General features: G+C 52.1%; 10 protein-coding genes and 4 pseudogenes. 6 read left to right on the forward strand and 8 right to left on the reverse strand.

Translation table 11 applies throughout. The features are described from left to right. Nucleotides 1-18: 18 nt before the first annotated feature. Together AC07W0_RS18165 and AC07W0_RS18170 are read right to left on the reverse strand one after the other, a co-directional pair. Nucleotides 19-1629, reverse strand: coding sequence for an ATP-binding protein (locus AC07W0_RS18165; protein WP_046489255.1), 1611 nt, complete (start codon nucleotides 1627-1629; stop codon nucleotides 19-21). Beyond that, nucleotides 1626-2351, reverse strand: a complete 726-nt coding sequence (locus tag AC07W0_RS18170; protein ID WP_102618400.1) for a response regulator — start codon at nucleotides 2349-2351, stop codon at nucleotides 1626-1628. Before AC07W0_RS18170 ends, AC07W0_RS18165 begins: the two co-directional genes overlap by 4 nt. Nucleotides 2352-3088: 737 nt before the next feature. Between AC07W0_RS18170 and AC07W0_RS18175 the strand changes: the two genes are divergently transcribed. The 5 genes from AC07W0_RS18175 to AC07W0_RS18195 all read left to right on the forward strand — a co-directional run bounded on the left by AC07W0_RS18175 (nucleotide 3089) and on the right by AC07W0_RS18195 (nucleotide 11367). After that, nucleotides 3089-5983, forward strand: a complete 2895-nt coding sequence (locus tag AC07W0_RS18175; protein ID WP_046489252.1) for a ribonucleoside-diphosphate reductase subunit alpha — start codon at nucleotides 3089-3091, stop codon at nucleotides 5981-5983. 190 nt (nucleotides 5984-6173) lie between these two features. Then, entirely contained in the window at nucleotides 6174-7367 is a 1194-nt protein-coding gene (locus AC07W0_RS18180) for a tyrosine-type recombinase/integrase (protein WP_173677831.1), read from the forward strand. Next, nucleotides 7364-8821, forward strand: a complete 1458-nt coding sequence (locus tag AC07W0_RS18185; RefSeq protein WP_102618399.1) for a site-specific integrase — start codon at nucleotides 7364-7366, stop codon at nucleotides 8819-8821. The genes AC07W0_RS18180 and AC07W0_RS18185 overlap by 4 nt, the downstream gene beginning before the upstream one ends. Next, entirely contained in the window at nucleotides 8822-10954 is a 2133-nt protein-coding gene (locus AC07W0_RS18190; protein ID WP_102618398.1) for a hypothetical protein, read from the forward strand. Continuing rightward, complete coding sequence (locus tag AC07W0_RS18195; protein WP_102618397.1) at nucleotides 10954-11367, forward strand: hypothetical protein; 414 nt, start codon at nucleotides 10954-10956, stop codon at nucleotides 11365-11367. The genes AC07W0_RS18190 and AC07W0_RS18195 overlap by 1 nt, the downstream gene beginning before the upstream one ends. Before the next feature lie 20 nt (nucleotides 11368-11387). Here AC07W0_RS18195 and AC07W0_RS18200 read toward each other — a convergent pair. Next, nucleotides 11388-11585: pseudogene (locus tag AC07W0_RS18200) on the reverse strand (hypothetical protein); the annotation flags it as partial. Between the two features lie 277 nt (nucleotides 11586-11862). Between AC07W0_RS18200 and AC07W0_RS18205 the strand changes: the two are divergent. Then, nucleotides 11863-12054: pseudogene (locus tag AC07W0_RS18205) on the forward strand (transposase domain-containing protein); the annotation flags it as partial. A 56-nt stretch (nucleotides 12055-12110) separates the two neighbouring features. On the opposite strand, the pseudogene AC07W0_RS18210 reads toward AC07W0_RS18205, so the two are convergent. From AC07W0_RS18210 to AC07W0_RS18230, 5 genes and pseudogenes are all read right to left on the reverse strand, one after another. Continuing rightward, nucleotides 12111-12249 (reverse strand): annotated as a pseudogene (locus tag AC07W0_RS18210) (transcriptional regulator); the annotation flags it as partial. A 101-nt stretch (nucleotides 12250-12350) separates the two neighbouring features. Next, nucleotides 12351-13457: a UvrD-helicase domain-containing protein gene (locus AC07W0_RS18215; RefSeq protein WP_102618396.1), complete on the reverse strand. Its 1107-nt coding sequence runs from the start codon at nucleotides 13455-13457 to the stop codon at nucleotides 12351-12353. Further along, entirely contained in the window at nucleotides 13454-15085 is a 1632-nt protein-coding gene (locus tag AC07W0_RS18220) for an ATP-dependent nuclease (RefSeq protein ID WP_102618395.1), read from the reverse strand. The genes AC07W0_RS18215 and AC07W0_RS18220 overlap by 4 nt, the downstream gene beginning before the upstream one ends. Nucleotides 15086-15170: 85 nt before the next feature. Further along, on the reverse strand, nucleotides 15171-16307 hold the full coding sequence (locus AC07W0_RS18225) for a hypothetical protein (protein WP_146013188.1): 1137 nt from the start codon (nucleotides 16305-16307) through the stop codon (nucleotides 15171-15173). Between the two features lie 432 nt (nucleotides 16308-16739). Next, a pseudogene (locus AC07W0_RS18230) lies at nucleotides 16740-17390 on the reverse strand (hypothetical protein); the annotation flags it as partial.

Consider the following 17390-nt stretch of genomic DNA (forward strand, 5'->3'; position numbering starts at 1 on the left):
TTGCTCCCGATAGCAGTATCAGGATTTATCCTGGTCCCGTGGCCAACTCAGGCTGAAGCACGCCCCTCCCAGGTTGTTGCTCTTGCTGATCAATGCCCGCCCGCCATGCCAATGAATAATCCGCCGCACAATCGACAAGCCCAGGCCATGCCCGCCCGAGGCGCGGGTACGGCTGTCGTCCAGGCGCAGGAACGGCGTGAAGATGCGTTCCCAGGCGCTTTCCGGTACGCCGGGGCCATCGTCTTCCACATCGATGCGGCAGCGCACCTGGCCGACCTGGTAACTGATCAGCACCCGGCCCTGGGCATGGCGCATGGCGTTGCTCACCAGGTTCTGCAGGGCGCGGTGCAGGTAGCGCGGTTCGGCATCGACCCAGGCATCGTCCCAATGCACCGATGACAGGCAGATACCACGGCTCACGCTGACCTGCGGGCGCAGTGGCGATAATTCGCCGATCACCTGGTCGAGCAACGCATTGAGGTCGACCCGCTGGAAATTCAGCTCCGGCGCGCCCTGCTCCAGGCGCGCGTAGGTGAGCATTTCGTCGACCAGGCCGTCGAGGTCCTGAATATCGCTGTCCATGCCTTCGAGGTATTTGCGCCGGGCCTGCGGGGTGGCGGCCTCGCCGATCATCTCCAGGCCGAAACGCAGGCGCGCCACCGGGGTGCGCAACTCGTGGGACACCGCGCGCACCAGTTCGCGCTGGATCGCGAGCAACTGCTGCAGGTGCTCGGCCATGCCATTGAAGGCGGCGGCCAGGCGCCCCACCGAGTCGGCGCCGCGCGCGGGCACGCGCACTTCCAGGTTGCCTTTGGCAATGCGCGTGGCAGCGGCCTCCAGACCTCTGAGCCGGCGCTCGAGCTGACGCACCAACAGATAGACGATCAGGCCAATCAGGGTCAGGCCGATCAATGCGATCAGGATCAACCATTGCGCCGGGTACGGGTTCATTTGATACAACGGGCCGATTTCAAGCACCCAGGGCGTGCCGACCATGCCGGCAAACACCCGAATCGAGTCGCCGCCCTTGCCCAGCGCCATCACCGTATCGCCCTCCGACACGCGGCGGCGCTGGTCGTCGTCCATATCGGCCTGATCGAGGGCCATCAGGTGCATCTCGAAGCCAAACCCTTTGGCTTCCTTTATATCCGCCAGGCGTTGCGGTTGCTCGGCCACCGGAAAACGCACCAACTCGTCGGCCAACAGGTAGATCGTCGCCCGCGCCAATTGCTCGCTGATCTGTTGCACTTCACCTTCCAGCACCAACTGATCTTGCTCGCTGACCAAACGCAGGACCCGCGCCGCATGGGGGCCGGTCTGTTGCACCAGCACCTGGCCATGCTGCAGGCGGGTGCGTTGACCGAGATCCAGTTGGGCATCGGTGTACGTGCGCAGCATCAGGGGAATGCCCAACAGGCGCTCCCACACCGCCAGTGCGCGCTGGCGCTCGATCGCGCTCATGGGTTGCAGGTTGTCGCCCATCAAGGCAAAGGTGCCGTGGGCCAGACGCTCGCGGTACTGCCCGCTGCGCACGTCGTTGAGCAGGTGCAACGCCAGCACGCCCAGCAGCGCCACCAGGATCAGCGCCGCGCACATGCCGCCGTAGATGCGCAGGAAGATCGAGTTCACAGCGGTATGTCGGCAGCGGCTTCGGGGACGAACAGATAGCCTTTGCTGCGCACGGTCTTGATCAGGCGCGGGTGGATCGGATCGTCGCCGATCTTCGGACGGATACGCGAGATACGCACGTCGATCGAGCGGTCCTGGCCGTCGTAGCCGATGCCGCGCAGGGCGATGAAGATTTCTTCGCGCGACAGGATGCGTCCGGCATTCGCCACCAGCAGCCACAGCAGGTCGAACTCGGCGCTGGTCAGTTCGATGCCCTCGCCCTGCAGCCAGGCTTCGCGCAGGGCGTTATCCACGAGCAGCGGGCCGAATTGCAGGCGGCGCTGGTTTTGCGCGACGGCCGGTTCCGCCGGCTCGCTGCGGCGCAACAGGGCCTGGATACGCGCCAGCAGCAGGCGCGGGCGCACGGGTTTGCACACGTAGTCGTCGGCGCCCATGTCCAGGCCCAATACCTGGTCCATGTCGTCGGTACGCGCGGTGAGCATGAGGATCACCCCGTCGTAGCGCTCGCGCACCTTGCGGCAGATGCTCAAGCCATCTTCGCCGGGCAGCATCAGGTCGAGAATCACCAGGTCCGGCTGTTCGGCGATGATCCGCGCCGCAGCCTGGGCGCCGTCGCTTTCCACCGACACGCGCAGGCCGTTGCTCTCCAGGTAATCACGGGTCAACTCGGCCAATCGCTCGTCATCCTCGACGATCAGGATTTGCCAGGCTTCATGCTCCACAGGTAATCCTCGTTGTTATTAGGGGATTGGTTGATCTTCGCCAGCCACACCTTATTTGTAATGTTGTGAGGGCATAACAATGATCGATTGTAGCCATGCCCCAACCCTCGAACACAAGCCAGGAAATGCATTCGGTGATGCGGTTTTTTTGTGATAGGGTTCGCGCCCTCAAAAATCCAAAGAGCCGTTTTTTTCTTGGAATATTCAGTGACAAACGGCGCGGTCCCGCAGTACTGCGGCCTACACGGGCATTCTACGTTTCATACACATTTTACTCACAGCGTTATCCACAGCCCCTGGATTGCTAAGCCTCCAAAAACGCATTATCTTGTACCTCGGCGCCAAAAAAACCCTACATGTAGGGTTTTGAACTAAAAGACCAAACACAAATCAGACAAGAAACTCAAGCCCTTTCTTGCTCCTGTTTGGTCCAACTCCAGCATTTTTTGAAAGCCCAAACCGCTCATGCGGATGGCAATCGTTTTAGCGCTCCAACAGCGCAAAACGGTACGGGTGTTGCAGTGCTTGAACCGGGCAACTGTCACCCACCAGGAATACGGCGAGGCGCTTTTGAGCGCCAAACCGAAGACTTCGGCATGGAAGCGGCGCGATAAGCCCCCCTTCCTCCTGTCCCGAAGTTGTTATGCCAGGCCAAGGCCTGCTGTAAGTGCTTCAGGACGGAACGGTGGGCACCGTGATGGTGCCCAAATAAATATAGAATGTGGAGACAACCCCCCATGCAAACCGACACAACTCGCGAGAACCCGCAGGGCTCCGTGCCGCAGGCCGCTGATTCGAATATGGATCTGTCCGCCACTGCACCCGGCCAACTGCGCGTGATCAAGCGTAACGGCACTGTCGTTCCTTACACCGATGACAAAATCACCGTCGCCATCACCAAAGCGTTTCTTGCAGTTGAAGGCGGCAACGCTGCCGCCTCGTCGCGCATCCACGACACCGTTGCCCGCCTGACCGAACAAGTCACCGCGACCTTCAAGCGTCGCATGCCTTCGGGCGGCACCATCCACATCGAAGAAATCCAGGACCAGGTCGAACTGGCCCTGATGCGTGCCGGCGAGCAGAAAGTCGCCCGCGACTACGTGATCTACCGTGATTCGCGCGCCAAGGAACGTGCCGTTCGCTCCCCGGCCGACGAAGCCGCCATACAGGCGCACCCATCGATCCGCATCACCCTGGCCGACGGCACCTTCGCGCCGCTGGACCTGGGCCGCCTGAACACCATCATCACCGAGGCCTGCGAAGGCCTGGAAGAAGTCGACGGCGACCTGATCCAGCGCGAAACCCTGAAGAACCTGTACGACGGCGTGGCCCTGACCGACGTCAACACCGCCCTGGTGATGACCGCCCGTACCCTGGTTGAACGCGAGCCGAACTACTCGTTCGTCACCGCGCGCCTGCTGATGGACACCCTGCGCGCCGAAGGCCTGGGCTTCCTTGGCGTGGCCGACAGCGCCACCCACCACGAGATGGCCGACCTGTACGCCAAGGCCCTGCCGGCCTACATCGCCAAGGGTATCGAATACGAATTGCTGAACCCGGTCCTGGCCACCTTCGACCTGGAAAAACTCGGCAAGGCGATCAACCACGAGCGCGATCAGCAGTTCACCTACCTGGGCCTGCAAACCCTGTACGACCGTTACTTCATCCACAAGGACGGTATCCGCTTCGAACTGCCGCAAGTGTTCTTCATGCGCGTGGCCATGGGCCTCGCGATTGAAGAGAAGCACAAAGAAGACCGCGCCATCGAGTTCTACAACCTGTTGTCGTCCTTCGACTACATGTCGTCCACGCCGACCCTGTTCAACGCCGGTACCCTGCGTCCACAGCTGTCGAGCTGCTACCTGACCACCGTGCCGGACGACCTGTCGGGCATCTACCACGCGATCCACGACAACGCCATGTTGTCCAAATTCGCCGGCGGCCTGGGCAACGACTGGACGCCGGTGCGCGCACTGGGTTCGTACATCAAGGGCACCAACGGCAAGTCCCAGGGCGTCGTACCGTTCCTGAAAGTCGTCAACGACACCGCCGTAGCGGTCAACCAGGGTGGCAAGCGCAAAGGCGCTGTATGTGCCTACCTGGAAACCTGGCACATGGACATTGAAGAGTTCATCGAGCTGCGCAAGAACACCGGCGATGACCGTCGTCGTACCCACGACATGAACACCGCCAACTGGATTCCTGACCTGTTCATGAAGCGTGTCTTCGACGACGGCAAGTGGACCCTGTTCTCGCCATCCGAAGTGCCGGACCTGCACGACCTGACCGGCAAGGCCTTCGAAGAGCGCTACGAGTACTACGAAGCCCTCACCGAGTACCCAGGCAAGGTCAAGCTGTTCAAGACCATCCAGGCCAAAGACCTGTGGCGTAAAATGCTGTCCATGCTGTTTGAAACCGGCCACCCATGGCTGACCTTCAAAGACCCGTGCAACCTGCGCAGCCCGCAGCAGCACGTAGGCGTGGTCCACAGCTCGAACCTGTGCACCGAGATCACCTTGAACACCAACAAGGACGAGATCGCCGTTTGCAACCTGGGCTCGATCAACCTGCCGAACCACATCGTCAACGGCAAGCTGGACACCGCCAAGCTGGAGCGCACTGTCAACACCGCTGTTCGCATGCTCGATAACGTGATCGACATCAACTACTACTCGGTGCCACAAGCGCAGAACTCCAACTTCAAGCACCGTCCAGTCGGCCTGGGGATCATGGGCTTCCAGGACGCTTTGTACCTGCAGCACATTCCTTACGGTTCGGACGCAGCGGTCGAGTTCGCCGACAAGTCCATGGAAGCGGTCAGCTACTACGCGATCCAGGCTTCCTGCGACCTGGCCGACGAGCGCGGCGCCTACGAGACGTTCCAGGGTTCGCTGTGGTCCAAAGGCATCCTGCCGCTGGACTCGCAACAGATCCTGATCGCGCAACGTGGCCAGAAGTACATCGACGTTGACCTGAACGAATCCCTGGACTGGGCGCCGGTGCGTGCCCGTGTGCAGAAAGGTATCCGTAACTCCAACATCATGGCCATCGCACCGACCGCGACCATCGCCAACATCACTGGCGTGTCGCAGTCGATCGAACCGACCTACCAGAACCTGTATGTGAAATCGAACCTGTCGGGCGAATTCACCGTGATCAACCCGTACCTGGTTCGCGACCTGAAAGCCCGCGGCCTGTGGGACTCGGTCATGATCAACGACCTGAAGTACTACGACGGTTCGGTGCAGCAGATCGAGCGCATCCCGCAAGAACTCAAAGAGCTCTACGCGACTGCCTTCGAAGTGGACACCAAATGGATCGTTGACGCCGCCAGCCGTCGCCAGAAGTGGATCGACCAGGCGCAGTCGCTGAACCTGTACATCGCCGGCGCTTCGGGCAAGAAGCTCGACGTGACCTACCGCATGGCTTGGTACCGTGGCCTGAAAACCACTTACTACCTCCGTGCCCTGGCCGCGACCAGCACCGAGAAGTCGACCATCAACACCGGCAAGCTGAACGCGGTTTCCAGCGGCAACCACGGTGATGACTCGGTGCTCGCCGCACCGGCCGGCCCGGCCCCCGTGCCGAAAGCCTGCGCGATCGACGAGCCGGATTGCGAAGCCTGCCAATAGCAGTCATAGGTTTCTAAACGTATAGATTGTAGCTCAATCGCCGCCCTCCAAGCCTCTAATACAGGGGTTTGGAGGGTTTACTTACTGTATATCCTTCCTATAGTCTCTGCCCGATCTAGCTCACAGGTCGGAATCGTATACATTGCTAAGCTATTCTGTTCGATCCTTTCTCGCCTCAGACCAATTGCCCATGGTGGTTCTGGTCGATAACGAAGGACAGCCACTATTCCTTCCGAATATCTACACAACGCTCCGCTATCGAGATGTCGGCTCCGCCGCCACCACCATTGAAAAGGTGCTTCGCTCGATTGGCATGGCGTATCTCTGGGCGTTCGCTCGCAAACTCGATCTTCATCAAGCACTATGCTCCGAAGAATTCCTTTCGATTGAGCAATGCGAAGACCTGGCCTTTTTCCTAAGACTTGATCGCGCGGCACAAGATCGAATCGTCGCTCAGTCGGTTAACTCCAAGGTCGAGAAGATCACTCGATTGGAGCAAGTGCGACCAAGGGCCAGTCTTAGCGTGCCGCGAACAATGATTTCGCCAGTAGAGGGCAGCTACCGTATTCGAACGGTAGCCAACTTCTTGCAGTTCAACCATGAGCGAATCAAGCCCAATGCCTCTGCCAAGCTTCAACAGAACCTCACTTCGGCCAGAGAAGTGGCTATCGTCAATTTGCGAGCTCTAGAGCCTCGAACGGTGTCATCTGATGACGGTGACGCTTTGGAGGGGCTTGGAGAGGACGTAATGAGAGTGTTAGATGACGCTTTCACGCCTGGTTCTAAATCAAACCCATTTCAATCTTCTTTTCATCAGTATCGAAACAGCCTGATGTACTGGCTGTTCTCAGAAACAGCTATGAGACGAAGTGAACTGCGCTACCTACGCGTGGAGGACATTGACCACGCATCCAACAGAGTCAAGGTTCGGGTATCCAAAACAATAGCTAGAACTCTTCCAATCTCTGAACGGTCATCAAATGAGTTTCATTCTTTCATCATGACTTACTGGGCAAAAATCCCGGTAAAGGCTAGGAGACACGGGTATTTGTTCACAACCGCTGAAGGTGGGCACATCTCTCTTGGCGCAATCAATTTGATATTCAGAGAGGTGCGCCGAAAAATGTGCCTCCCCGATGATGTATCGCCACACGCTTTGCGAAGAACCTGGAATGATAGGCTAAGTCGAAAGATCGACGCTCTCTCCCCTGAGCAGCGGATGAAGCCAGAAGCAGAAAAACAAATTAGAAATCGTATTAACGGCTGGGCCAAGAATTCGAATATGACTGAGCGATATGCTAGACGGCATATACGCGAGAAAGCGGACCGAATTGCTGAAGAACTCGCTAACAATATCAGGAATAAAGAGGAAAAGCCTAGATGACTGCTAGCACAGCCCAAAAGGCTCTGAACCTTATCGATTCCGTCCGCACAATCAACAAGCTCGTATTACTTGATGGACGCATTATTCAAGTTAACATGGGCGAAGCCTACGACATCTGCGACACCGACGGAAACAACAAATCTTTGAGGTTCGATGCGTTAGAGTTACAAAATTCGCTACACAAGAGCATCTTCACGAGCATAAAGACTACACTTTCGACCCATAGCCTTAGCTACAACATAGCCACTCTTTACGCAGTAAAAAAATGGCTTGAGCTACCGCAGATGCGCGCAAAATCGAGCATCGATATAAGCGAACTCAACCTCCTTAACGAAATACCTGCAAGCTATAGGGGAATTGTTGTCCCTCTGCTGCGCAGGATATCCGCGCTCAAACTCCCTGGACTCACAGAAAAAGTTGTGGACTTTCTTAAATATCCTCACAGATGGGAAGAAAGGGGCCAAGGCTCGTACTATGGGCTCATTACAAACGACCCTGAGAGGGGCGCTTTTACCGAGCAAGAAATCCACAATATTCATAGTCAACTTCACCGTGCGTATTCTACTGGCGGAATCTCACTGACCGATTACGCTATTTGCTGGTTCTTTATTGGTACTGGAGTGAGACCATCACAAGCTCATCGAATGAAGAAGTCCGATGTGATCGTACATAGCAGAGAAGGCATCGAGGTTACTCTTCGAATCCCACTTATAAAAGGTGAAAAGACATCATCGCAAGAGTTTTGGTCACGCCGAGCCCCCTCGGTGCTCGCTGAATGCCTGATCAGCTACCTGGAAAGTCCTACGACAAGAGCTCGGAGCGACGACACATCATTGTTTAACTGTGCATCCTCTGGGGCTCTTTCCATTCGAATGGTCTCGGTGATTCAAGGATTAGACACTCTATCCGAGCGATTAGGGACTAGGACGCCAATTACGCCCTACCGCTTTCGCTATACTCTGGGGACGAGAGCGCTGGCACAGGGTGCCTCGGACTATGAAGTGGCCCGTTTGTTAACGCATCGAAGCACGTCATGTATCCAATATTATAGAGCCTCTATGCCTGAGCTCCAAAAGCCCATTCGAGACGCCGTAGGAGCGGAGATGGCCTTCTTCGCTAACGCATTTCAGGGCAAAACTATTAGGGGGCTTAACGAGGCTTCCAGGGCCGGTGATCCTGATGCGGTTATAACCGACTTTATGAGGCTGACGGGCCAGCCAGTTGGGGCGTGCGGTACACGGGCAGCGTGTTATCAAAACGCCCCCATCGCATGCCTAGCAGGATGCGCTCATTTTGAACCATTACTAAGCGCTCCATGGGAAGTTTTGATGGCTGAACTTGTTGCCGATCAAGAACTTGAGCAAGAGCCGAAAATTCGACTAATAAATCACAGCGCTATGTCAGCGATTCGGCAAATCATCGCTCTAAGAAAAAAATCGGAAGAAGAAATTTAAATGGGCAATATCGCACACTTCATCGGCAGAGATGAGCTCAGCGCCAAGGAAAATCTTAAGGCGTATGCTGAACATGCCAAAAGAAACTTTCCCCTCAAAGAAATCAACTGGTCAAGTTGTAGCTGGGATATCACCACGCTCAAGATTGGAAGAGCTCAAGGCAAGGCTAAAAGAGTTATTCACTTTAGATCTGCTCGAGACGAATCGCGCAGTCAGCCTATCGTAAGAATACCATTCAAAGAACCATTTCTTGAATTTGCAAAATCCGCACTCAGCGAGACTATACGCCGATTCCAATCAGCCAATCTCAACCGATATATTTATGCTTTACAAGCCATCGAACAAGCTTTGATTAACGCCAATCTTGAACCTTGCATAACACAATTGACCCCATACATAATGGATGCTGCGGCGGAGATGACCAAGGCACGCTATAAAGACGCATGGGGCGTAGCGCGCGTTCTCGAAAGAATTGTGACTGACATCATCAACCCAGCTCGACTAACACCTATCCTTGTAGAATGGCGGAGCCCCATTGCATATAAGGCGCCTGTAAGGAACGACCGAATTACGACAAATTCCTCACCAAAAGAATCGAAAAGACTCCCTTCCGTCGAGACGATTCTAGCCCTTGCGGATATTCATCATAATAGCACACACGTTTCTGACCGAATCACCACTTGCTTTGTAACGCTGGCAATGTACGCCCCTAGTCGATCCGCCGAAATTTTGAGTCTTCCATTGAACTGCCTACGCATAGCTGACTCGGCAGAAGGTTTACTATTAGGTATATCCTGGTCGCCTGCAAAGGGTGCAGGCGCCATAACTAAATTCTCGGCGGCGGATGAATTTGAAGAAGTAGTGAAAACCACAGTGAAATATCTCGCAGACCTCGGGGCACCCGCCCGAGTTGCAGCCGCATGGTACGCACGCAATCCAGGAAAGCTTTATTTGCCACCGGGCACTGAACATCTTCGCGATCTGCCGCTCACGCTGCATGAAGTAGCATTCATACTAGGCAAGAAGGGAAAAATCTACGCCGGCAATGCCGGTTACTATGGCCTCGTTCCAGTACCTGAGCGTTGCACTGATAAATCCCGTATGAGGCCTTCATCATCTCAACCCCATTGGGTAGGCCTGTATGACTTCTCTTCACTCGAAAAATTCGTGCTCGCAAAGCTGCCCCGCATTTTCCCAATTTTAGATGGACATACGGGTCTTAAGTGGCATGAAGCCCTGTTTATGTTCCCCCTGAACATTTTGATGCCCAAGGCGGAACCTCTGCTGAATATCCCCACGCCGTTAACAACGGGTCAGCTCAACAATCAGCTCGGCTCCAACCCCGGGGGACAAACTGTCTTCAGTCGCAACGGCCATGTGAATCTTGATGGCAGCCCTGTAACCATCACTACCCATCATTTTCGGCACCTGCTGAATACGCTCGCCCAGAGTAAGCATCTCAGTGAGGCATTAATCGCATTTTGGTCTGGCCGAAAGAGCATTAAGCAGAACGAGTGGTACGATCATTTGCCTCAGGAGGCCTTCATTGAGGCATACCTTAAGCTAGGGGGCCAAGCGCGCCCAATGAGCGTGGAAGGGCATCTAAAGGCCAAAGTGGAGTCGATCGCCATCCATCACGCACTGACGCACGATGATGCTCTGCGCCTTGAGCTGGGAGCCACGCACCGCACCCGCTATGGTATTTGCCGCCATGATTACGCAATTGCGCCCTGCCCAAAGGATAAGGATTGCATCAGTTGCACTGAGCATACGTTCGTGAAAGGGGATTCGCGGCATTATGCCGAGGCTATATTTCAACAAAATCTTCACGTGAAGGCAGTTGCCGATGCCGAGAGGGCGGTAGAAGAGGGTCAGCCTGGAGCCACCAGATGGTTGAAGTTAAATCAGCCGAAACTCGAACGGTGGCGCCTTGTGCTCGAAATGATGAACGATCCTTCGATACCAGATGGCACGCTACTAACACTGCCGCCGAGCGAGAACTCGCAATCGAAGGCAGGTCTGGCGCAAGCAGTCAGAGTTATCAACATCGAGGCTCAAACTATCGATATGCAGCCTGCGGACAGAGCCCCGGACGAGGATGAAGAACTGCTGATACAACTGGGGGTTTTCTGATGGGCGCACCGAAGCTAACCGACACCGGCATTGAGAAAGCTGTTCGCCTACTGGATGGCTGGGCTGGCAAGTTAACTTGGGATCGCTACCTAGCGATGCTTGAAGTTGACGTAGGGCATAAGTACACCAAGGCCGCCATGCTCAGGCACTCTCGCATAAAGATCGCTTGGGATCGTGCGAAGGAACTCTCAAGAGACGGAGATGGGATAAAAACGCATCACGGTGCCGTGGAATTGGAAAAAGCTCTAGAACGCGTTCGCCTGTTGGAGGCACGTGTAGACCGGCTGAACCGCGAAAATAGTGCCCTTCTTGAACAGTTTGTACGATGGGGCCATAACGCCGTCCGCAGAGGACTGACGCTAGACGATCTCGACACGCACCTGCCGTACGCGAAACCGAAAGAGATTCGATAGGTGGAACTCGTATTCACAAACCCGCAAGCACGCAACTTTGCAAGGTGCCTAGAAACCCTCGACGGGTTATCGTCCAGTGCCCTGGACTCCTTATCTGACGCGGCTCTGGTGTAGGCGATCCGCCATACGTAGCTGAGTCCGCTTGCGATATGATGCCAAACAGATATCAACACCGGCAGCTTGGAAACGGTGAAAGACCGGGGCTGCATCGCTTTCATTTCACAACACAGGATCGTGTTCTATGCCAGTCGATGCACCTCCACTTGTCCTTCTACCACGACTGCCTGTAATCCCTCTCTCACCCGCGTACCAAGGGCAGCAGGCATACCTTCCACCAGGTGCGAGTGAGTGGATGCCGCTGACAGCTGAGGCTTATCAAGTCCTGAAAGGAGTTGAGCCTGATGACGCAAATGTGATCAGCTCGAACAGGAATACGCTCAGCGAGATGTTTTCGTCTGCTCTTCAGGTGCCTAACTTAGGTTTTGTTGCTGGAAGCTGTTCAGCGACACGCCCAAAGGCGCCACCGCCAGTGCGCAGATTTACAGTCTGGTCGAAACCGCGACACTTAACGGCCAGGAGCCCTATGCGTGGCTGCGCCACGTACTGGAGCGTTTGCCGCATGCCTCGTCGGTAGATGACTACGAAGCGTTGTTGTCGTGGAACTGCTCACCGGAAATGCCAAGGTAAACGCAAGCTGCATCCGGTAGTAGGTGTACTTGGTGGATCACTTACGGTTGATCACGTTCGGCAAGCAGAGCGCGCAGCTTGGCTTCAAATTCGATTTCTTTCTTGAGGCCAGCATCACCTTTCAGCACCTCGAGAGCTTGGAGCAGTTCGGCGAGGTTTTTTTTCGAGTTGGCGGAATTCGGCGAGTTTAGACATGACGTGCCTCATGGATAATATTTGATGAGTTGTATTCAGGCCTTAGTCAATTGAAAGGTAACGAGACGCTGAATTTTACGAGGCAAGCAATCGAAATAGCTTTACTCATACACATCTAAATCTGTGATTTTCTTAACTTCTGTTTTTGACACTACAATCCCAACACTATTTTTGGCTCGAGTTAGAGCGACGTAAAATTTGCTTCGGGCAGCTTGTGTTAACTCTGTGTCATTATTGCACATCCATTTCACCATCGGTGCGGATGGATAAATAAGTACACGACCTAGGGTCAGCCCTTTAGACTTTCCAAAATTCATAGACTTATAATTCGAGTCAGTCTCTGTTTTGATGCTGTCACGCAATTGAACCGGTTGAAAAGATTCAAGGTATTGCCCCAACTTTTCTTTAACCACTAAAAAAACTCCATCGTGACCCGTAACATCTCGATTCCCAGAGGTCGCAGGATTCATGTTTGGGAAAAGTTTGTTGGAGTAATCGCAAATGGCGGGGGCACACCGATGATTAACCTGAAGAGAGGTATCGTCAATATCTATACCAAGCCTTTCATCAAGAAAAAAATTAACAATAGCTGACTTCACATACTTCTTATTCTTTCTAGAATTATTAGTAGCATAGGTCGCCTGCCTTGGATCACCTACCAATAGCACGTCAGAATCTATTTTAAAAAGCAAATCCAATACTTCAAGGTCGTAGCCGGCCAGGTCTTGCACTTCATCTATATAAATTTTTTCATAGCAACGGCTAATCCGTTCAAAAACCAACCCCTTTGAATTTTCTTGCAACCTTACTACAAGCTGGGCCAGCTTATCAGAATATATTCTTTTATCATCGGTAAAGTAAAACTTTTCAAAATCATCCTCTCCCCAATACACAGGGAACATTTTACCTTGAAACTTCAACCCTGATCTTCCACTTACCAAAAGCATGCCTTTGGTATCAAAATTAAAAAGACACCCCTGAAAAGGCTTTACACCATGCCTTATCAAAAAGGAAAACCACGTAATAATATCAACACTGGCTGGGACACATCCATTAAGCTGGATAATTTTCGAACGAATCTCGTGCTCACATGCTTCGGTGAATGTTGTGATTAAAACGCGCTTACCAGCTTTTGCATCGTCGACTGCACTTTTCACTATCAGATTAGTTTTTCCCGACCCTGCTGAAGCGATCACTAATCGATTCATTTTATTGAGTCCAAGATATAATCTGGGTAGGCAATTTCGAGTTTTGAGTCAAACACTTTAAGAGCACACTCTGTTTTATTTGCCCTCATATGGACTTGCAACCCTTGATGATCGAGATAGGCAGTCCCTAGCACCAAATTCATTTTTGCCAACCCGTTAGACTTAAGAAGTTTTGGCTCAAGAGTATTATAATTAAATGGTTTCCCGCCAATCATTAGCGCGCCGACATCCACAACACTATCATAGCATATATCAATATAAGGCTTCTTCTTAGCCCCCAAATACTCGCTATACTTCTTCAGAAGCGCAGGGACATCACCATCATTATCAGTCACAACGCTCACTTGTTTTTCTAGCTTTTCTGCTATCTCCAAAAAGCGTAAAAATGAAATACCAACGGAAATTACTTCAACGCAATTCTCGATAGGTAGTACTCCATGGATGTCCTTATATGCCTTTTGAACCACCAACTCATCTGAGTCACCCTCCACCAATATCGCTTTTTTGCAGAGAACAAGTCTTAATGTATCATAACCCGAAATCTTTTCAAAAAAAGACCAAGTACCAAGCGATAATTTATTCAGCCGTAATGTTTTTTTATTATCTAACAATATCAAGGAGTTCAAGCCCAATTTATTCGCCACAAAGCTGCTATGCGTTGTAACAATCACTTGCTTCTTAATACAACTAATTTTTATCGTATTTATAAGCTGATTGAGTTTTGAATGTGAAAGATGATTTTCCGGTTCCTCAATAAGCACAACACTTGCTTCTTTCGCTTTCTCATGAGCCAGCGCAAGATTAGTCTTAACAATGCTCTGTTCTCCCTTCCCAATAAAGTGAAAAGGAATTTCATTCAGATAAGTCATCAATCCACTTTCCCAAGCATTCTTGGACGAAAGCTCGACTGAAATTTTGATTTCCTTGTCTGTAATCCTACTAGCAACCGTTATTTTTTTATTTATCGCATCAATCGCTGGCGCTCCCATAAAGGTTTCTTTCATCTGCCTATGAGATTGCGATACACTTACGATCTCCTCGGGGGATAGCAAATCTTTGACAATTCTGCCTATATAGACATCAGAGCCATTTTGATACCGCGCCGATGTAGAATCTATATACGCACACTTTATAGGTATACTTCTAGCTGTAATCAACTCCCTAGAAAAACTCTTCCAAATTACATGATAATACTCAATTGGAAGAGTTTTAAGCTCGCCAGCAGCGATAAGCGCCTCGTACTCCGCACGATACTCTTCGTTAAACTCTATTGAGACATGAATCCCTGACGAAGCAATTCGATCCCTATTGAAGTCACCCGATAGCATAGGCTCCTCATCCGTGAGGTATAGCTCAATAAGGATTTGTGGCGGTGATTCCGGCGCGCCACCTTTTAGACTATCAAGATAATTTCTGACCGAGACCTCATTAAAAAGATACTGATTCAGCTCCCCCCTTAGTGGGCGATTGATGTAAAAACCGGTCAATGCGAGATTTATAGCTTCAAGTATTGTAGACTTTCCAGCTTCATTATCACCAACAACAATATTTAGCCCTTCAGTAAACTCAACTTCAAACCGCTCTTTGAAGCTCTTAAAGTTTTCCACCAGCAATTTCGTTATGCGCATATAGCCTCCATGCTCATATTAGTTATAAATCTTCTTAAATCCGCCTAACCAACACCAAGCGAACTATAAAGCAAAGTAACCACGCCTATATTTGAGTTAATTTCCAGAGCCTGTGCTCCTCACGCAACGCCACTTCCGATGCATCAATACCTTCTTTGTACGTTGGTAGTACAGACCACTTTACCGAAATATCACTAGCATCTCGAATTAACTTCCAAGCTGCATAATCATGAAAAGGATTCAAACCAATTATATTCCCTGCCAAGAGATCCTTCGGTTCGGGGGACTGCATAATTGCTCCCATCAAAGCAATTGCGGACTCAAACTTCCATTGTGTGACATAAAGCAAAAGTGCGCAGAACGCCAACAATGCGTTAGAACTCGCACCCCATCGAATAGCGTGATATTTATTTTGCAGTCCAAACTCGGGACACTCACGAGCGAAAAATACGGCCAACTCTATAGTAGAGCCGTAATACGGCTGGAGAATAGACACATCAAACATTGATGATTGTTTATAACGAGTTATTAGTTCCTTGGCACGATTGGCTACTTGAGAGCTGGTTTTGAGACTGTCAAGCTGAGTAAGCCATGGCCCATTATCTCTAATAAATCTACTTATAGCAGCATGACGCCAATTAAACGACGGTATTTCACCATAGGGTGGGAAAAATTCACTTAATGCAGGCGCCCTAGATGAGGGCATAGAAGTAATATAGTCAATATTCTCCTCGGCACAAGTTACAACAAACCTACTTTTTTGCTTATTTTCGAAAAACCATTGCCTCATGGCTCGAATGTCTGCTTGAGAGAACATTCCTTGCTCTATGCCAATACAAACCAAATACCTTATATACCGTGTTTCTCTGTTTCTCGGCCCGCCCAATGCAACCAGACTTTCCACTCCCTTACTTTCACGGTCGGCGAGTTCAAAATCACAGTAACGGAGATGCCCATTATTATGCTCCCCGGCTTGAAATCGAAAGTGAGCCTGGCGCAAGGCCTTACCGGAGCGTTTAGCTACAGCCCCACTAATCAAGGTAGCTCCAGCGACGCCACATGATGGACATCGAATATCCTTCTTTATCCACTCTCTCCAAAGAGGATCTAGGCCGTCTAATTGATGCAATGGAACAGGAGATGACCCCTTACCCATTTTCGCTAGCAATTGCTCCACATCAAGCTCACAACGGAAGTACGTTGAATACGCAGTTGTTGGCACGGCTACCATCCTTGTGTGGTTGACTCGCCAGAAGCTAGGAAAAATCAGCTCGGCTAGCATCATACTGTAGCTAAATTTTTCTTATAGTGTGTCCGTATTTCAGCTGAATAATTGCGCCCAAAAATTGAGATAAAATGACTCGAGAAGATAAAAATTCCGATGAGTGAATTGCGCCGTTTTTTCGTATACTTTCTCTGCTACACGGGGCGAAAAAAAGCGTAAATGTATACGTTTTTTTGATTGAAGCGCGGCATAAAACCTGAAAATCCTTGTGTTTATGGCGCAAAATAGATGTATACGCACCTATACATAACGCTTTTGCCAATAAGCTGAGCACGTTCCGGGCTTGATGGCCCGGGATTTGAAAAGCCCCGATAACCCCTTGCTGCAGTTGGGTTTATCGGGGTTTTCTTTTGCCTGGGCAAAGGCTCGTCAGTCGTCGAACAATATGGTCGCAATCCCCGCCCGGGGCACCCCGCCCCGCTTGCCCCACAGTTCAATCCGACCATCGATCACCGCCATCGAATGACCGCCATACTCCACCGTCCCCACCTTGCTGCTTCGCAAGTCGGCATCCGTGGCCTGCCGGTAATTTTTGCGCAAGCCCAGACGGTCCAACCCTTCCCGCGTGTACTCGCCATCATTGAGGGTACGTATGCCATCCAGAAAGCTGCGCCCGGCAGTGCCATCGTTGTTTTCCAATTGCGCCCGTTTTGCGCTGACGGCAAACATGAAATTGGCGTTGGTCATCATTTTCGGGTCATCGCCCTGGAAACGTGCATGGGTGGCAGCCAGCCGCACTTCATCCTTGGTCAGGTCAACCTTGACACCATCGCGCATGGTCACAGAGTAGCCATTACCCATTTCCTTGACCTCTTTGAAGACGTCGGTGGGCTTCTCGCCAAATTGCATCATGGCGGCTTTAATCGCCGAAACCGTCACGCAATTGCCGTCCGGCCCCTGTCTGAAGCCGCTCCAGATATTCTCCGGTTTTTTCCCCGGCTCGCTGTCATCGGGCTTGTAGTCGAAATGCTTCGCGCCTTCGGTAATCGGCTTGTTGCTCATGGACTCGCTGGGGCCGAA

Source organism: Pseudomonas sp. GW704-F2, assembly GCF_059423025.1.